16 protein-coding genes and 3 pseudogenes are annotated in these 16,947 nt (G+C 57.7%); 13 read left to right on the forward strand and 6 right to left on the reverse strand.

The genetic code is table 11. The annotated features are described in order from the left end of the window. From B142_RS12585 to B142_RS0110360, 5 genes and pseudogenes are all read right to left on the reverse strand, one after another. Window positions 1-177 (reverse strand): annotated as a pseudogene (locus tag B142_RS12585) (IS30 family transposase); the annotation flags it as partial. 99 nt (window positions 178-276) lie between these two features. After that, entirely contained in the window at window positions 277-468 is a 192-nt protein-coding gene (locus tag B142_RS13770; RefSeq protein ID WP_161796699.1) for a DDE-type integrase/transposase/recombinase, read from the reverse strand. A gap of 164 nt (window positions 469-632) precedes the next feature. Then, window positions 633-875, reverse strand: a pseudogene (locus tag B142_RS14300) (IS3-like element IS3501 family transposase); the annotation flags it as partial. Then, window positions 856-1,214: pseudogene (locus tag B142_RS14095) on the reverse strand (transposase). The pseudogenes B142_RS14095 and B142_RS14300, both read right to left, overlap by 20 nt. A 301-nt stretch (window positions 1,215-1,515) precedes the next feature. Then, window positions 1,516-2,895 (reverse strand): MFS transporter, encoded by a 1,380-nt coding sequence (locus tag B142_RS0110360; RefSeq protein WP_018121479.1) that lies wholly within the window; start codon window positions 2,893-2,895, stop codon window positions 1,516-1,518. 111 nt (window positions 2,896-3,006) lie between these two features. On the opposite strand from B142_RS0110360, the gene glmM reads away from it, so the two are divergent. The 4 genes from glmM to B142_RS12605 all read left to right on the forward strand — a co-directional run bounded on the left by glmM (window position 3,007) and on the right by B142_RS12605 (window position 6,858). Further along, window positions 3,007-4,350, forward strand: a complete 1,344-nt coding sequence (gene glmM, locus B142_RS0110365; RefSeq protein WP_018121480.1) for a phosphoglucosamine mutase — start codon at window positions 3,007-3,009, stop codon at window positions 4,348-4,350. Window positions 4,351-4,553: 203 nt separating this feature from the next. Beyond that, entirely contained in the window at window positions 4,554-4,865 is a 312-nt protein-coding gene (locus B142_RS12595) for a hypothetical protein (protein ID WP_018121481.1), read from the forward strand. Next, window positions 4,865-6,556 carry a hypothetical protein gene (locus B142_RS13045; RefSeq protein WP_018121482.1) on the forward strand — a complete coding sequence of 564 codons (1,692 nt, stop codon included), beginning with the start codon at window positions 4,865-4,867 and terminating at the stop codon, window positions 6,554-6,556. The genes B142_RS12595 and B142_RS13045 overlap by 1 nt, the downstream gene beginning before the upstream one ends. Continuing rightward, a complete protein-coding gene (locus B142_RS12605; RefSeq protein ID WP_018121483.1) occupies window positions 6,556-6,858 on the forward strand; it encodes a hypothetical protein in 303 nt (100 codons plus the stop codon). Before B142_RS13045 ends, B142_RS12605 begins: the two co-directional genes overlap by 1 nt. Before the next feature lie 47 nt (window positions 6,859-6,905). Here the strand turns inward: B142_RS12605 and B142_RS0110385 are convergent, their stop codons facing one another. Further along, window positions 6,906-7,745: a dienelactone hydrolase family protein gene (locus B142_RS0110385; RefSeq protein WP_039734291.1), complete on the reverse strand. Its 840-nt coding sequence runs from the start codon at window positions 7,743-7,745 to the stop codon at window positions 6,906-6,908. A 100-nt stretch (window positions 7,746-7,845) separates the two neighbouring features. On the opposite strand from B142_RS0110385, the gene glmS reads away from it, so the two are divergent. From glmS to groL, 9 genes are all read left to right on the forward strand, one after another. Further along, on the forward strand, window positions 7,846-9,717 hold the full coding sequence (gene glmS / locus B142_RS0110390) for a glutamine--fructose-6-phosphate transaminase (isomerizing) (protein ID WP_026168070.1): 1,872 nt from the start codon (window positions 7,846-7,848) through the stop codon (window positions 9,715-9,717). Window positions 9,718-9,810: 93 nt separating this feature from the next. Further along, window positions 9,811-10,923 (forward strand): alanine racemase, encoded by a 1,113-nt coding sequence (alr, locus tag B142_RS0110395; RefSeq protein ID WP_018121486.1) that lies wholly within the window; start codon window positions 9,811-9,813, stop codon window positions 10,921-10,923. After that, window positions 10,920-11,444, forward strand: coding sequence for a tRNA (adenosine(37)-N6)-threonylcarbamoyltransferase complex ATPase subunit type 1 TsaE (gene tsaE, locus B142_RS0110400; RefSeq protein WP_018121487.1), 525 nt, complete (start codon window positions 10,920-10,922; stop codon window positions 11,442-11,444). The genes alr and tsaE overlap by 4 nt, the downstream gene beginning before the upstream one ends. Window positions 11,445-11,595: 151 nt before the next feature. Beyond that, on the forward strand, window positions 11,596-12,066 hold the full coding sequence (locus B142_RS0110405) for a hypothetical protein (RefSeq protein WP_018121488.1): 471 nt from the start codon (window positions 11,596-11,598) through the stop codon (window positions 12,064-12,066). Between the two features lie 2 nt (window positions 12,067-12,068). Then, window positions 12,069-12,881, forward strand: coding sequence for a tRNA (adenosine(37)-N6)-threonylcarbamoyltransferase complex dimerization subunit type 1 TsaB (gene tsaB, locus B142_RS0110410; RefSeq protein ID WP_018121489.1), 813 nt, complete (start codon window positions 12,069-12,071; stop codon window positions 12,879-12,881). Between the two features lie 35 nt (window positions 12,882-12,916). Further along, window positions 12,917-13,408, forward strand: coding sequence for a ribosomal protein S18-alanine N-acetyltransferase (gene rimI / locus B142_RS0110415; RefSeq protein ID WP_026168073.1), 492 nt, complete (start codon window positions 12,917-12,919; stop codon window positions 13,406-13,408). Window positions 13,409-13,417: 9 nt separating this feature from the next. After that, on the forward strand, window positions 13,418-14,518 hold the full coding sequence (gene tsaD / locus B142_RS0110420) for a tRNA (adenosine(37)-N6)-threonylcarbamoyltransferase complex transferase subunit TsaD (RefSeq protein ID WP_018121491.1): 1,101 nt from the start codon (window positions 13,418-13,420) through the stop codon (window positions 14,516-14,518). Window positions 14,519-14,727: 209 nt separating this feature from the next. Continuing rightward, window positions 14,728-15,027, forward strand: coding sequence for a co-chaperone GroES (gene groES, locus B142_RS0110425; protein WP_126844147.1), 300 nt, complete (start codon window positions 14,728-14,730; stop codon window positions 15,025-15,027). 16 nt (window positions 15,028-15,043) lie between these two features. Continuing rightward, on the forward strand, window positions 15,044-16,666 hold the full coding sequence (gene groL, locus B142_RS0110430; protein ID WP_018121493.1) for a chaperonin GroEL: 1,623 nt from the start codon (window positions 15,044-15,046) through the stop codon (window positions 16,664-16,666). Window positions 16,667-16,947: the final 281 nt, after the last annotated feature.

A 16,947-nucleotide genomic window follows, 5' to 3' on the forward strand; every position in this document is an offset into this window, starting at 1 on the left:
TCCCACCGGTACGGACACCCCCACCTGAAGGGCGGCCTGCGCAGTGGTGATTCCCGTCGCGATCAGACCCCAGAACTGGCGTTGCACTGCCCGTGACGGAACCGGCCTACCCGGGGAACGCATCGCAGGCCGCAACGCCCGATCCGCACGCCACTGACGCCGCACCCCCACCGGCATATCACTGGTCTTCTTACTCCAGTCCTTGGTAGCCACCTTCTCATACCTCCATGCTCAGGGTGTTGCGACAACCAATTGAATCCACCTTGTGAGCCGTGGTCACAATGGTGAATCAAGCCCGTTGTTTCCTTGGCGCACACGATTGCCTGGTTCAACGCCTGCAGCGGCAAGGCTTGAAGTGCGCATCGAATCCGACAGTGCCCATCCGGCGATCCTCCGGGAGAACACATCCGTGACGAAAGCGGTGTACACAAAGCCTTTCCGGGTTCGCACGTAGGTAATATCAGCCACCCACAGCCGATTAGGGCCAGGGCCTTAAACTCACGATTGACCAAGTCAGGGCGAAGATCCGGGCCCTTGGGTTTGCGCGTTGTGATTGGTGCCTCACCTTTGCCCTTGCCGGACAGACCTGCACTGCGCATCAGCCGGGCTGTTTGCTCGCGTCCAATGTCAATGCCCTGGTGTTGCAGCACGCGCCACTTCTTCCGCACCCCGTAGACGCTGTAGCTTTCGGAATGAACCTCGCGGAAATGCTCTACAAGGGCAGCGTCGCGAAGAGCGCGGGAGCTTAAGCCCCTGGCCTTGGATTGGCGGTATCCACGCGAGCTAAGAAAACCGCCTTCGCGATGCGTGTTTAACGTCTGGCAGATGAACTCGATTGAGAAACGATTCCGATGCTCATCGATGAAGCGGATCATAACCGAGGTTTTGGGTCGAGTTCGGATGCGAAAAAGCCGATGCAGCCTTGAGCAATTCGTTGGTGTCTCGTAGCTCCTGATTTTCACGGCGCAGCTTGGCAACTTCAGCGACTAAGTCTTCTGGCTGGTGTTCGCGAGTAAGACCATCACGGCGAGCCTGCTGCGTCCATTGCCTAGCTGTGTGCCACGAAACGCCCAGTTTGGGTGCCACGAACTTGCACGCTTCCTGCATCGAAATATTCTCCGCCAGGATGCGATCTTCTACCACGCGGACGACTCGGTCCTTCGCTTCCTGGTCAAATTTTTTGGGCATGTTCGAAGATTTTCCCATTTACCCAAACGGAACAAAACCTGGGACACTTCAGTTTGTCGCGCCGTAGCCAATTGTAAAAGTCACTAGTCCCGCGAAACCAAGGCCTATTGCGGGCGCCATATGTCCTTGGAGGAGGTAAAACGCTGAAATCAGGTAAAAAATCGTAGCTAGGCAAAATGAACATACGCCTATTTTTGATGGTCTTTTTACCGATGGGTGCTTCGGGTTGTGTCTCCCTGCAGAATACGCGGCACTACCAGACAGTATTGCTGCACTCGCTACGACTAACAGGGGGAACCACATTTTATCCAACATTCTTTAATTTAATCACCGCAGCTGCGTACCTTTTTGCTCCGGGAGCTGGAATGCAGCAACGGCAGCGATCGCGAAGCTCACCCCGAACACCGCGAATAATAAGCCTTGCCCGCCGAGATTCAAAACAACCGGCACCAACAACGGAGCTAGGATCGATGCCAGGCGGCCGAACCCAGCAGCGGCACCAGTTCCTGTACCGCGCAGCGCCGTCGGGTAGAGTTCCGGCCCAATCGCGTACAGCGCGCCCCAGGCACCCAAGTTAAAGAAACTGAGCAAGCATCCAGCGATAATGATCGTCGCTTCGGTAGAGCTGAAACCATACAACCCAGCTGCTGCTGCAGAACCCGCTAAAAACGTCGCCAAGGTTGCCCGTCGGCCCCAGCGCTCAATCAACCACGCCGCTACCGCATATCCGGGAAGTTGTGCCAGGGTGATAATCAGCGTGAATCCGAAAGATTTCACCAGGCTAAAGCCTTGCTCATGAAGCAGTGACGGAATCCAAATAAAGGCGCCGTAATACGACAAGTTGATGCAGAACCAGATGATCCATAGGTTACGGGTACGCGATCGCAAAGATGGCGACCAAATGGATTTTCCACCCCGCACCCCGGCTGTTTCTTGCACCTCGTCGGTACGCTTGGGCAAGCGTTTGGCTTGCCATTTCAGCCGTGGTGAATCTTCAAATTCCTGCACTACTTTTTCGGCCTCGCGTGTTTTCCCGCGGCTTTCCAAGTAGCGCACGGATTCTGGCAGCGCCATGCGGATTGCCAGACCATAGATGGCTGGGATGCATCCTAACGCCAGTGCCCAACGCCACCCGTTGTCGCCAGAAGCCACCACAAATGTGCCGATCACCGCGGCAAGAATCCAGCCCACGGCCCAGAAAGCTTCCAGGATCACCACCATGCGCCCGCGGATAGAACGCGGTGCGAATTCGGCCACGTATGTCGAGGCCACAGGCAGTTCCGCACCCAGACCGACTCCGACGATAAAACGCAAAACGATCAACACCGCCAGCGAACCAGCCAGGGCAGACGCGCCCGTCGCCAAGCCATAAATCAATAGCGTGGCGGCAAAGACTTGCCGTCGGCCAAATTTATCCGCCAGCAATCCGCCGAGCGTAGCGCCAATGGCCATCCCCACAAACCCGATGGAGCCTAACCACGATGCTTGCCCAGGCGATAGCCCCCACTGGGCGACGAGGGCGGCCATCACAAACGAGATCAGACCAACATCCATGGCATCGAGTGCCCAACCGATACCGGTGCCCCCGAGCAATTTTCCGTGCGCGCGCGTCAAAGGCAGTTGATCAAGCCGTTGGCTTCGGGTGAGCTGCTGTGTGCCTGCCGCGGCCTGGTCAGGTCTCCCGGCGGAGCTGGAGGAGGAATTCATGGCTTATAGGCTACTCCAGCAGTACGCCCGTACTGCACAGGGATCCTGGCTGGATGCGCGCATACTGAACAACTGAACAAACGCATTAGGGAAGGGTGCATAATTGAAGGCATGACTCGTCTATTTGGAACCGATGGTGTCCGTGGCCATGCCAATGAGGTGCTCACAGCTCCGCTGGCTCTTCGTTTGGGTGCAGCAGCTGCGGAAGTACTGACTTCACAACGCGACCGGCAAGGGCGCCGTCCGACCGCCATCATTGGCCGTGACCCCCGGGTTTCCGGAGAAATGCTCGCTGCGGCGATGGCGGCAGGCATGGCTTCCCGTGGTGTGGATGTGTTGCGCGTCGGCGTGCTGCCCACACCGGCAGTGGCGTTTCTTACCGACGACTACGGCGCGGATATGGGCGTGATGATTTCTGCTTCGCACAACCCGATGCCGGATAATGGCATCAAATTTTTCTCCTCTGGTGGGCGTAAGCTGCCGGATCACGTGGAAGACGAAATTGAAGCCCGCATGAATGTGCTGGAAGAATCAGGCCCAACCGGTTCTGCCATCGGGCGTGTGGTGGAAGAATCCCCAGATGCGCATGAACGCTACCTGAAGCATTTGCAGGAAGTCTGTTCGACGGATCTTACCGGCCTGCACGTCGTCGTCGACTGCGCGAATGGTGCTGCGTCGAAGATTGCCCCGGAAGCCTATGCGGCGGCAGGTGCTCGCGTTGATGCGATCTATAACGCTCCCAATGCCTACAACATCAACGATGACTGCGGATCCACACACATTGAGAAGGCACAAGCAGCCGTGCGGGAATACGGGGCGGACCTCGCTTTGTCGCACGACGGGGATGCCGACCGCTGCCTGGCCGTTGATGCAGAAGGCAACGTCGTCGACGGTGACCAGATCATGGCAATTTTGGCCGTCGGCATGAAAAACGATTCTGATCTGCGCCACAACACGCTGGTGGCTACGGTCATGTCGAACCTTGGCCTGAGCCTGGCTATGCAAGAACAAGACATTGAGATGATTCAAACCAAAGTAGGCGACCGTTACGTCGTGGAAGCGCTGCATGACGGCGGCTTCAGCTTGGGCGGAGAGCAATCCGGCCATATCGTGCTGCCAGAACACTGCACCACAGGTGATGGCACGCTGACTGGTTTATTGCTGATGTCGCAGATGGCGAAAACCGGCAAGTCTTTACAAGAACTTGCCGGGGTTATGACCGTGCTTCCACAGGTGTTGATCAGTGTTCCGGTCTCGGATAAATCCGTGATCATGGACAACGACGACGTGCGCGCGGCTATTGCCAAGGCTGAAGAGGATTTGGGCAATGGTGGGCGCGTGCTGTTGCGGCCTTCTGGCACCGAGGAATTATTCCGCGTGATGGTAGAAGCCGAACAAGAAGAAACTGCGCGGAAGGTCGCTGGTCAACTGGCCGCTGTGGTTTCTGCTGTCTAGATTCATTCTCGAACTTCTCTACAGATTCCCGGTACGGCGGATAATTTTCGCCTTAATTTTGTCTTATCGGGAACCGCACCCCTCGATCCATAGTCCAATACGGGCGAGAGAAAACGTGTGACGATTCTTCTCGTTTCCAGGAGCCGAAAACTCATGAAGATTGGCTCTGAATACGCAGTGGAGAAAAGGAGGTGCGGTTTTTCATGTCCGATGTCGATTTTGATTATGCGGCATTGCGCGAGGGATTCCGCCACGTAGTGCAAGCTGATGATGCGCACCAGCATGCGCATGCTGCCGACCGGCCGGTGTATCCAGCCCACGCTGCTGGGCAGGGGTTTAGCCATTACGGCGCGCGCATTGCCGCAGCACTAGAAGCAGTGCATTCCCAGGGCAGTGCACGGATCCAGCGACGTCAACAGACTGCACAATCGGGGATTACAGAATGCGATAATTTCTGCGTCCGTGATGATCACAATGCGGCGTCGTTCGGCGCGCAGCAGGTTGGGCGGGTTTGATGAGTATCGCAATCAACCGCTTATTAAATGATTTTCAGCAGTGCTTGGCCGAACTCGCTGTTGTCTCCGGTGGCAGTTACCTGCCGCCAGCGGGAGTCATCGAGACCATGCGGGAAGCCGCTGGCCGTGTGGACGGGTTGGATTCTGCGCAGCTTATTGCGCAATCTTCGGCGGCTTCTGGTGCGCGACGCGATAAGGGCGATGGCTTCGGCTTTGTCCTGGATATCTTGTCGTCTGGTCCTGGGATGCAGCTTGCCGGCGGTGGGATGGAAGCAGTGCTGCGCCGTTTCCAGCGTGATCATGAAGAAGATCAAGTGGCGGGCCAAGAATTTGCTGATGGTGCCCAAGCTTGCGGTCGTGCCGTGGATGATATTCGTGATAGCTCGGAGATTGGTCTCAGCGAGATTTTGGGTTCGGCGATCCCGATCGTGCAGTTGGTAACACGGTTGGTGCGTGTGCACCCGATTATGCGGTTTACTGGCATGGTGGGCACGCTGGCGAGCATGGTGATTGAACCGGCGGTGTCGAACTTCATGCGCACGGTTGGTGATCGTGACGACGCCATTTGTGGCTGTTATGAAGAATTTTTGCGTCGGTGCGAGCAACTCTGTGACAAAGAATTGGTGGATCCACCAGAGCACGTACCCGATGCTTCAGGCGATGGACAAGGTGGCGGGGACAAACCGGTTGAGTGTCCACCGGGTGTGGAAAAGCCGGTGGGTGGGCCGCTGCCTGCGAATGAGTCCGCTCACCCACAGCCACCGTCACAGCCTCAGTCTCAGCCACAGTCGCAAACACAAGCCAAGTTTGGAGAAGCTAGTTCGCAGACTACACCGGTGGCAGAAAAGCCAAATTTCACTAAGCCAGGGGCAGAAAAGCTGGTGGCGGAACCGTGTCCGCCAGGTGAAATAAACGAACCTGGGACACCACAAAAAGCTATGCCCGAACCACCATCGCCTGAAACGTCGTTGCCAGAACCAGAGCTTCCGGATATGACACCGCGAACGCAGATGGCGAGCTCGGTGCAGCTTGGTTGCGATGTAGCTAAATCGTGCGTGGGTCAAATCGCGCGGGCGGGCCTAGGCATGGCAATGGTGGGTGCGCAGTTGGTGCAGGAGACTGCAGCTGAGTGTTGGGAGCAGTTGAATTGTCAACCTCCACAACCTGAGCCAGTACCGCAGCCAGCACCGCAGCCTGCAGAGCCAGAATGTCCACCAGAGCAGCAACCGGCACCGGAACCGGAGCCAGATTGCCCACCAGAAGAAAAGTCGGTGCCAGAGCAGCAACCAGCACCGGAACCTGAACCAGATTGTCCACCGGAGGAAAAGACGGTCCCAGAGCCAGTGGAAAAACCGGCTCCCGAACCAGAACCTGAGCCAGCCCCGGAACCAGAGCCTGCACCAGTTCCAGAGGACGAGGTCATTGAAAAACCCATGCCGGAACATTCCGTGGATAAAAAGCAGTTCCACTCTGGCCCGGCACAGGTAGCACCGGAGCCGCAGCCAGAGTCTGCACCAGAACCGATGCAAGCAGCTCAGCCGGAAGCTCCGCAGCCGGAACCAGCACCTGCTCAGCCCGAGCAACCGGCTAGTCCTGAGCATGATGGTGGAGAAAACACGACTCATGAGGCCGAGACAGGGGCAGAGGCAGAGAAAGCTTCCGGAAATACACACAGGATGGGACAGTGGTAATGGAATTTGAAGAGTTCGCAGAAAAATTCCGGGAGCGCACAGCGAAGCGCCTGCTGGAATTCGAAAGCAAGTTAGAAAAAGCCCAGCAGGAATTAGAAAAACAAGCAGAGCAGCAAGCTCAAAAGCAGACAGGCCAGCGCGCTTCAGAATCAAGTCAGCAAGCCGCAGAACCACAGCAGCAGCGTGGTGCATCGGCGCGACCGGCTCATGCCCGGAGCGCCGGGGTGAGTCAATTACGAGATATTTCTCGGGCTAGTCGGCCGCGGCAAGTAAAGTCGGTGTTACGCCGTGGCCCAGATTAAAAGGCCCAGATTAAAAGCCCCGGATTAAAAGCGAGTGTGCAGTCGCCCTAGACGAATTTGCCCAGCAGGCCGGAGGGTTTTTGCTGTTCTTCCAATTCGTTGCCGGTCGCACTGCTAAAACCTTTACCCTCGGCTTCTGGATCAGAAAAATCAGCGTAGTGCTTGTCACCGTTGAGCTGGTGCAGCAAGAAACCAGTGACCAGGCCACGTGCAGTTTCAACAGCAGAAGCTTTACCCACGCCGATGCCAAGGAAGAACTTCCGCACAGTGTCTTCGCTAAACGTCGCTTGCTTCCCGTTATCAACTGCGCGGTAGCACACTGGCCCTTTCCAGTTCTGCGCCATCTGTGGTGGGTTACCGGCAGAGAAAATATCGGCATCCTCTGGGCCGATGATCAGGCCTGGTTTGTCTATATGTTTTGCCGCATCCTGCGAAGAAGGCGAAGTCTGTGCAGGGTAGAGTGCGGCGACGCACTGCACTTTTTCATTTTCCAAGGCGGCAAGCACGGCGGCACCACCACCCATGCCATGGCCGATGACACCCAATTTGTTTGGGCTGACGGTGATATTGCCTTGCCCCAGTTTCACGCCAGCGGCAATCTGCAACGAAGTCTCTAGGTCGGAAGCGAAGTCGCGGTGGTCTGGCCACAGCCCCATTTCGGTTTCAGGTGCGACCACCACGATGCCCCAGCTAGCCAAGTGCCGCAGGGTATGGCGGTAGTGCTTCAACGAAATTCGCCAGTCATGCCCAAAAGCAACGGCAGGCAGAGAGTTGCCTTCGGCCGGGGCATATACCTTGCCGGGCAAGCCGGCATAATCTAAATCACCGACCAGCACACGGTGCGGGCCGCGCTTGGACACGTTTGCTAGCTGCTTTTTAAGACTCACACAGAACAGCCTAATGTATAGCGTCCTGTATAGCGACGACGACTAAGACGACTAAGAGGCGCCCCATCACGATTTTTCTGCGTAATGTAGTATCCAGCTCATGTGTGGAATCGTTGGATATGTGGGACACCCCGGCGCTGACCGTGACTTTTATGCTCTAGACGTGGTGATGGAAGGCCTATCCCGCCTGGAATACCGCGGCTATGATTCTGCTGGTGTCGCGGTCTATGCTGATGACCAAATCGCGTGGCGCAAAAAAGCCGGCAAGGTTGCTTCGCTGAAGGAAGAATTGAACAAACGCCCACTGCCGGACTCTGTCCTGGGCATTGGCCACACCCGCTGGGCTACCCATGGTGGGCCGAGTGATGTCAACGCCCACCCGCACGTGGTCGGTAATGGCAAAGTCGCCGTCGTACACAACGGCATCGTGGAAAACTTTGCAGAGATCAAGCGCGAACTGAAAGATAAGGGCTACAACTTCGTTTCCGATACGGATACTGAGGTCGCAGGGACCCTGCTTGCCGACGTTTTCGCTACCGAATCGAACGGTGACTTGGCAGAGGCTATGCGCCGTACCGCCAGCCGTTTCGAGGGCGCTTTTACCCTGTTGGCAATCCATGCTGATCAGCCGGACCGCATCGTGGCTGCCCGTCGCGATTCGCCACTGTTGATCGGTCGTGGGGAAGGCGAGAATTTCCTGGGCTCGGATGTCTCCGGCTTCATTGATTACTCCAAAGATGCCGTGATCATTGACAATGACCAGGTCGTGACCGTCACCGCTGATGACATCGAGATCACTGATTATGACGGCAACGTCGTCGAGCCGCGCGAATTCAAGGTCGAATGGGATGCAGAATCCGCAGAAAAGGGCGGCTATGCCTCATTCATGGACAAAGAAATCCATGACCAGCCTGCCGCAGTCCGCGATACCCTGATGGGGCGTTTCGACGAAAATGGTCAGCTTAAGTTGGACGAGGTCCGGATTGATGAATCGATCCTGAAATCCGTCGACAAGATCATCGTCATTGCCTGCGGTACCGCCGCCTATGCAGGCCACGTTGCGCGTTATGCCATCGAGCACTGGTGCCGTATCCCTACCGAGGTGGAACTGGCCCATGAATTCCGCTACCGCGACCCGATTGTCAACGAAAAGACGCTGGTAGTGGCGTTGTCGCAGTCGGGAGAAACCATGGACACGCTCATGGCGGTGCGCCACGCGCGCCAACAGGGTGCCAAGGTCATCGCGATCTCGAATACCCGTGGTTCTTCGATCCCGCGGGAATCCGATGCCGCGCTCTACACCCACGCTGGCCCGGAAATCGCGGTGGCTTCCACCAAGGCCTTCCTGGCAAAGATCGCCGCGACCTACCTGTTTGGCCTGTACCTGGCGCAGCTGCGCGGCAATATGTTCTCCGACGAGGTGCACGCCGTGCTCAACGAGCTGCGTCAGATGCCGGAGAAGATTCAGCAGGTTATCGACAGCGAAGATGATGTCAAGGCCATTGCGAACAAGATGCACGACGCTCGCACCGTGCTGTTCTTGGGCCGTCACGTCGGATTCCCCGTGGCGCTCGAGGGCGCGCTGAAGCTGAAAGAGATCGCCTACTTGCACTCGGAAGGCTTTGCTGCCGGTGAGCTCAAGCATGGCCCGATCGCTTTGGTAGAAGAAGGCCAGCCGGTGTTTGTCATCGTGCCATCGCCACGCGGCCGCGACGTGCTGCACTCCAAGGTGGTCTCGAATATCCAGGAAATCCGTGCTCGTGGTGCGGTAACCATCGTGATCGCCGAAGAAGGCGATACTGCAGTTGAGGATTACGCCAACCACATCATCCGCATTCCGCAGTCGCCGACCCTGATGCAGCCGCTGCTGGCGACGGTACCGCTGCAGATTTTCGCCTGCGCGGTCGCCGAGGCCAAGGGCTACGATGTTGACCAGCCGCGGAACCTGGCAAAATCCGTCACCGTGGAGTAAATCTGGGCCGCAGTATTCTGGGCCGCATCACCCGGAGCTAAATTACCCGGAGCCAACTAACCCGCCGTCGTCGAAAAGAGCAAGGCAGAACGCATGAATATGCTGCGCACTCGCATCGATTTGGATGCCATTGCCCACAATGTCCGTGTGCTGAAGCGTGCGGCGGGGCAAGCGCAGCTGATGTGCGTCGTCAAGGCTGATGCTTATGGGCATGGTGTGGAGCGCGTGGTCCCGGTGATGGAAAAAGCTGGTGCCGATCTTTTTGGTGTGGCCACGATTGCTGAGGCCAGGCGGTTGCGCGAGCTCGGAACCGAATTGCCGATCATGGCGTGGTTGTGGGATGCAGCCAGCCCGGATGCAGCAGTCCAGGTGGCAGAAGCTCTTGCCGACGATATCCAGTTGGTGGCGTCGTCGTTGTCACATTTACGGTTGCTTGCCGACGCCAACATCCCGGCGACGATCACGCTGAAGGTAGAAACCGGGATGCACCGCAACGGCATTGAGCCAGTGGATTGGCACCAGGCTTTTGCGCTTGCAAAAACTGCGCCTCATTTGACGGTGCGCGGGTTGATGTCGCACCTGGCGTGCGCGGACGAGCCGGACAATCCCGCGAATGCCGCGCAGCTGGAGCAGTTCCGTGATGCGATTGCGCAGGCACGTGCGGCCGGGCTGGAGGTCCCGGTCAACCATATTGCTAATTCGGCGGCTACTTTGGAATTCCCTGACGCACATTGTCAGCAGGTGCGCCCGGGTATTGCCTGTTATGGTTTGGAGCCTGCCGACGGCTACGAGCATGATCTGCGCCCGGCGATGACGTGGGCAGCAAACGTGCTGAACGTGAAGCCGATCAGCATGGGGGAAGCAACGTCGTATGGGCTGACCTGGAGTGCAGAACAGGACAGCTACCTGGCGGTGGTGCCGTGCGGCTACGCTGATGGTTTGCCGCGTAGTGTGCAGGGGAACCTAGAGGTGGGAATTTCTGGCAAGCGTTACCGGCAGGTCGGCCGTGTGTGTATGGACCAGATTCTGGTAGATCTCGGCGAGAATCCATGGGGTGTGCAACCGGGCGACGAGGCCGTGTTGTTTGGCGAGCGCGGCATGTCTGCCACGGAGCTGGCGATTGCCACCGGCACTATTAATTATGAGATCGTGACTCGTCCGGGCGGGCGCACCGTGCGGGAGTATGAAGGGGGAGTGCAGTTGTGAGCGATTCCGCAACACCGGAATTTTCCCAGGCAGGCAACATATTCGAGCAGCCGGGCTCGATAGAACTCGCCACCGCCGATGCCACCCGTGAGTTTGGGGCGCAACTTGGTGCCACGCTTGCTGCCGGTGACGTGGTGATTTTGTCCGGCGGGCTCGGCGCTGGAAAAACCACGCTGACCCAAGGCATTGCGAAGGGGATGGATGTGCGCGGCCGGGTGACCAGCCCGACGTTTACGATCGCGCGTGTGCACCGGGCGCGCCGTGCCGATGCCCCCGATTTGGTGCATGTTGATGCTTATCGATTGCTCGGTGAGTCTGCAGCCGACCCTTGGGGTGAGCTGGATGCACTCGATCTTGATACTGATTTGGAGACCTCCGTCGTCGTCGCGGAATGGGGTGCAGGCTTGGTGGAAGCGCTGACGCGGCGTTATTTGTTGGTGGAGTTGGACCGGGAAACTCTCGCGGCACAGGATCCGGAATCGGAAACCCGCATTATCACCTGGCGCTGGGCTGAGCATTAACGACCGCCTGAACACTGACGACCGGCAGAACACTGCCGCTGGAACATAGCCGGAAAACCTCGTTCGTGAAGTGTGACGGCCACGCGCTATCCTTGAAGCAGACTGCACGCCAGACTCCCATGTCTGTCTTTTATTTTTTGAAGGAGCTTGTATGCCGAAAAACGGCGGAGCCATCATCGGTACCATCGTCGCGCTGTTTTGCCTAGTCTTGGCCACAATGGTCGGGGCAGCTGCGATTGCACAGGACGATTCCGCGCCGAAGGAGTCTTTTGCTGGCACGTTGCACAAGGTGGACCAGCAGGGCCTGTCGACGACTGGTATTTCGCCAGCTGATCTCTTCGGCGAGGAATGGGTTGCCGGTACTTTCGTGTGCCCAGGTGTCACGGAGCAGGAATTACTCGCTAGTGGCTTGAACCCAGCGGATTTCAACCTGGTCAATGAGGAGATCGACAAGCACGATAACTACCTGCTGTTGGCGAAAGAGACTGGCGAATACCACGTGGAGAAGATGTCCATCCACAACGTCAATCTCTGCACCATTCCGTTGCAGGGCCCATTCCAGACGCAAGCCATCATCCACTTGGAACAAGATGAAGAAGGCACCTGGAACTTCATTGGTTAATTATGTCTGCTAGTTTCCCCAGCCCGGTTCTCACTATTGATACCTCGACGCCCACGCTGGTGACGGGTGTAGTACACACGCTTGCCGACGGCACGGTTGCCGCTACCGAGAACACCGTGGAGAACACGCGTGCGCACAACGAGCTGCTCATGCCGACGGTCTTTGAGTTGCTGGAATCTACTGGTACCAAGCTCAGTGAGCTCGCCGCGGTGGTTGTCGGCTGCGGCCCGGGGCCGTTCAGCGGTTTGCGTGTGGGCATGGCTACGGCTTCTGGCCTGGGGCATGCTTTGGGTATTCCGGTCTATGGGGTGTGCTCGCATGACGCGATTGCTTGGCGTGCACTGCATTTCATGGACACGCTGGACACTACAGATGCGCTGAATTCCACGGACACGCTGGACACTACAGATGCGCTGAATTCCACGGACACGCTGGATGCCGCTGGTGCTACGACGGGAGAGCCTTCCGGCAACGTCTTGGTTGCTACTGACGCGCGTCGTCGGGAGACATATTGGGCCACCTACTCTGGCAACCGCCGTGTGGCAGGCCCGGATGTCGGCCCAGCGGAAACCTTGCAGCCGGATGTGGACCGGGTGGTTGCTCACCCGGCAATCGCCCAGCGTCTGCCGGAGAAATTGCAAAAGCTAGCAGCAGGCGAAGCCACTCCGGCGGTTCCCAGTGCACGTGGTCTCGTGGCAGTTGCGGATTTTGCGGCGGTACCACAACCACTCACTCCGCTGTATTTGCGCCGTCCGGATGCGAAAGAACCAGCCGCCAAGCCGGTGTCTGCGGCGTTGCGGTGGGCAGAAAACTGATGGCTTCTGTAACCAACCCGCTGGATATAGACCAGCTGCACTTGCGTGAACTTGGTGCTGCCGACGCGCATCGGTGTGCGCAATTAGAAACCGAGTTATTTGCGGATGAAGGACCGTGGTCCGAAGCAGAATTCCGCGCGGAATTTGCCGCTGCGCATACGTTTTATCTCGGGGTAGAAGCAGTGGGTAGCCCAGAGCCGGGCAAACCTGCAGCGCGCGTGTTGGTCGGTTACGCCGGGTTGGCGCAGCTAGGCCCGAAGAATGATCCGGAATTTGAAATTCATACCATTGGTGTCGATCCACGCGCGCAACGTCGTGGTGTGGCTCGGATGCTCATGGATAATTTTTGTTACGTTGCTGACCGCACCGGGGCGCCAATTTTTCTTGAAGTACGCACCGATAACGAACCTGCCATTGCGATGTATCGCGCCTATGGATTCGAGAATCTCGGGCTCCGGAAAAATTACTACCTGGGTGGCGGTGATGCCTATACGATGCGTCGGCCAGCCTTGGATACCACTCATTAAGGACGCACAATGATCATTGCTGGAATCGAATCTTCGTGTGATGAGACCGGAGTTGGCATCGTCCGCCTGCACACCGAGGAATTTGCTGCGGGTGCGGAGGCCAACAGTAACAGCGGTGCCGACGGGCAAACACACAACACCCAACCCCGGATCGAGGTGCTGGCCAATGTGGTGGCAAGTTCCATGGAGCAGCATGCGCGTTTCGGTGGCGTGGTGCCAGAGATCGCCTCGCGCGCGCACCTAGAGGCGCTGCCACAGGTGATGCAGCAAGCATTGGACGAGGCCGGAATCGACAAGCCCGATGCCGTCGCTGCCACGATAGGCCCTGGGCTGGCGGGCGCGTTGTTGGTTGGTGTCGCAGGTGCTAAAGCCTATGCCGCTGGCTGGGACGTGCCGTTTTATGGCGTGAACCACCTGGCTGGTCATGTTGCGGTAGCGAATCTAGAAGGCGAACCACTTCCGCACGCCGTGGCCTTGCTGGTATCTGGCGGTCATACCTCGTTGCTGGAGGTCGATGATGCGAACCAGCAGTACCGGGAATTGGGTGCGACGCTGGACGACGCCGCCGGTGAGGCGTATGACAAGGTTTCGCGGTTGCTTGGCTTGGGCTATCCCGGCGGGCCGTTGATCGACAAACTGGCTCGGAAAGGGAAGGTCACGGTCGATTTCCCCCGTGGGTTGTCCCGTGCAGAAGACTTGCGCGGCGAGCACCGCTATGACTTTTCGTTTTCCGGCGTTAAGACCTCCGTCGCGCGCTTTGTCGAAAAAGCAGAGCGTAACGGCGAATCGATTAATGCGGAAGATTTATGTGCCTCGTTTCAAGAAGCCGTCTGTGATGTGCTGACGAAAAAGGCGGTCATGGCGTGTAAAGACACCGGAGCTTCCACGTTGTTGCTGGGCGGCGGCGTGGTTGCAAATTCCCGGTTGCGCGAGTTGGCGCAACGGCGTTGTGATTCTGCGGGCATCACCCTGCGTATTCCGCGGTTTGAATATTGCACGGATAACGGTTTGATGATCGCTGCTGCGGCAGCCCAGCAGATTGCGCACGGTGCAAAGCCTGCAAGCTGGGATATAGCGACGGATCCGGCTCTGGAATTGGGTGCAGACTAGCCGTCGGCAAGCGAGCGGTAAGTTGCTAACGCTACGCTCAAGATAGTTGTCACTTAGCACCCGGGTAGGTAGAGTGCTAATAGGTTGTTTGACCCACAGTTGTTCACCCGCGACGACGGCTGTGCTGGACATCCACAACCGGCACATAACAGCTTCGCGTGCTGGTCACATAGATGATCGCACGCATTGGACCTGATTTCACGAAAGGAATCATCGTGGCAAACATCAAACCGCTCGAAGACAAAGTTCTGGTGCAGATCAAAGAAGCAGAAACCACCACGGCATCCGGCCTGGTTATTCCGGATTCTGCTAAGGAAAAGCCACAGGAAGCCACCGTCATCGCTGTTGGCCCAGGCCGCACCGACGACAAAGGTGAGCGCGTGAAGCCAGATGTCAACGAGGGTGACACCGTCATCTTCTCCAAGTTCGGCGGCACTGAGTTGAAGTACGACGGCCAGGAATACCTGCTGCTTTCGGCTCGTGACCTGCTGGCAGTCATCGAAAAGTAAGGGGGAGTAAGCCGCTATGGCAAAACTCATTGCTTTTGATCAACAGGCGCGTGAGCACCTGCAAGCAGGCGTCGACACGCTCGCCGATACCGTTAAGGTCACCCTCGGCCCGCGTGGCCGCAATGTCGTGCTGGATAAGGCTTTCGGCGGGCCACTGGTTACCAACGACGGTGTGACCATCGCCCGCGATATTGATCTGTCTGAGCCTTTCGAGAACCTCGGTGCGCAGCTGGTGAAATCCGTTGCGGTAAAAACCAACGACGTTGCAGGTGACGGCACCACCACCGCCACGCTGCTGGCACAGGCCCTGATCTTTGAGGGCCTGCGCAATGTGGCATCTGGTGCGAACCCAGTAGAGCTCAACCGCGGTATCGCTGCGGCTGCAGAAAAGACCGTGGAAGAGCTGAAGGCGCGCGCCACCCAGGTTAACTCCAGTGCTGAAATTGCCCAGGTTGCAACAGTGTCCTCGCGTGACAGCGAAGTTGGCGACATGGTCGCTGGTGCGATGGATAAGGTCGGCAAAGACGGCGTTGTCACCGTGGAAGAATCGCAGTCCATGGAATCGTCTGTTGAGGTCACCGAAGGTGTGGCGTTCGATAAGGGATTCTTGTCGCCGTATTTCGTGACGGATCAGGAAACTCAGCAGGCCGTCTTGGATGATCCATACGTGCTGCTGGTGCGCAACAAGATTTCTTCCTTGCCGGATTTCTTGCCGTTGCTGGAAAAGATCGCTGAGGCTGGCAAGCCGGTGCTGATCGTCGCCGAAGATGTCGAGGGCGAAGCCCTGCAGGCGCTGGTGGTCAACGCTATCCGCAAGACGCTGAAGGTCGCTGCCGTCAAGGCACCGTATTTTGGTGATCGTCGCAAAGCGTTCATGGATGACTTGGCAGTGGTCACCGATGCTACCGTGATTGACCCAGAAATCGGTGTTAACCTGCATGAGGCTGGCCTGGAAGTGCTGGGTTCGGCTCGTCGCGTCACCGTCGAGAAGGACGAGACCGTGCTTGTCGACGGCGCCGGTTCCGATGCTGCTTTGGAGGAGCGTCGCGAGAAGATCCGCCGTGAGATCGAATCCACCGATTCCACCTGGGACAAGGAAAAGGCCGAAGAGCGCCTGGCAAAACTGTCCGGTGGCGTGGCTGTCATCCGTATTGGCGCTGCTACCGAGACCGAGGTTAACGAGCGTAAGCTACGCGTCGAAGACGCAATCAACGCTGCCCGCGCTGCGGTTGAGGAAGGCGTGATCGCCGGCGGCGGTTCCGCGCTGGTGCAGATCGCCGAGACGTTGAAGTCTTATGCAGAACAGTTCGAGGGCGAAGCCCGCGTGGGTGTCGAATCGGTTGCGCGTGCTCTGACCAAGCCAGCGTTCTGGATTGCCCACAATGCTGGTGAGGATGGCGCCGTGGTTGTTTCCCGCATCGCGGAGATGGCCAATGGTGAAGGCTTCAATGCCGCCAACCTGGAATACGGCAACTTGATCGACAACGGTATTATCGACCCGGTCAAGGTCGCGCACTCCGCTGTGGTTAACGCCTCCTCGGTTGCCCGCATGGTGCTGACCACCGAGGCTTCGGTCGTCGACAAGCCTGCGGAATCTGACGATTCCGAGGGCGGCCACGGCCATCACCATCATCACTAAGGCGCCGCGAATCGGCCTGCTAATAACACAGCGTTCTGTGTGATGGCCGGGTAAAGGCCGGTCGTGCCGTGGCCCCTAAACAGTGCGAATGCTAAATAGCGTGAGCGCTGTTGGGTGCGTATGACGAGAAAGCCGCCGGGAGTACTAGAAAATTATCTGGTGCTTCCGGCGGTTATGTTATCTCCGCGCACTGGCCACGATTTTTTGGGGCGAACAAGTTAGCGAATTTTCCGGTCTGAATTCAACACGTGTGCTGGTGCGGTTATAAGATAGATCGGAAG

It is taken from the genome of Corynebacterium propinquum DSM 44285 (assembly GCF_000375525.1).
GTDB classification, from domain to species: Bacteria; Actinomycetota; Actinomycetes; order Mycobacteriales; family Mycobacteriaceae; genus Corynebacterium; species Corynebacterium propinquum.

What these genes read in the sequence shown, in the direction of transcription:
- B142_RS0110360 (WP_018121479.1), bottom strand. Translation starts at nt 2,895, where the DNA reads ATGAATTCCTCCTCCAGCTCCGCCGGGAGACCTGACCAGGCCGCGGCA.
- glmM (WP_018121480.1), top strand. Translation starts at nt 3,007, where the DNA reads ATGACTCGTCTATTTGGAACCGATGGTGTCCGTGGCCATGCCAATGAG.
- B142_RS12595 (WP_018121481.1), top strand. Translation starts at nt 4,554, where the DNA reads ATGTCCGATGTCGATTTTGATTATGCGGCATTGCGCGAGGGATTCCGC.
- B142_RS13045 (WP_018121482.1), top strand. Translation starts at nt 4,865, where the DNA reads ATGAGTATCGCAATCAACCGCTTATTAAATGATTTTCAGCAGTGCTTG.
- B142_RS12605 (WP_018121483.1), top strand. Translation starts at nt 6,556, where the DNA reads ATGGAATTTGAAGAGTTCGCAGAAAAATTCCGGGAGCGCACAGCGAAG.
- glmS (WP_026168070.1), top strand. Translation starts at nt 7,846, where the DNA reads ATGTGTGGAATCGTTGGATATGTGGGACACCCCGGCGCTGACCGTGAC.
- alr (WP_018121486.1), top strand. Translation starts at nt 9,811, where the DNA reads ATGAATATGCTGCGCACTCGCATCGATTTGGATGCCATTGCCCACAAT.
- B142_RS0110405 (WP_018121488.1), top strand. Translation starts at nt 11,596, where the DNA reads ATGCCGAAAAACGGCGGAGCCATCATCGGTACCATCGTCGCGCTGTTT.
- tsaB (WP_018121489.1), top strand. Translation starts at nt 12,069, where the DNA reads ATGTCTGCTAGTTTCCCCAGCCCGGTTCTCACTATTGATACCTCGACG.
- tsaD (WP_018121491.1), top strand. Translation starts at nt 13,418, where the DNA reads ATGATCATTGCTGGAATCGAATCTTCGTGTGATGAGACCGGAGTTGGC.
- groL (WP_018121493.1), top strand. Translation starts at nt 15,044, where the DNA reads ATGGCAAAACTCATTGCTTTTGATCAACAGGCGCGTGAGCACCTGCAA.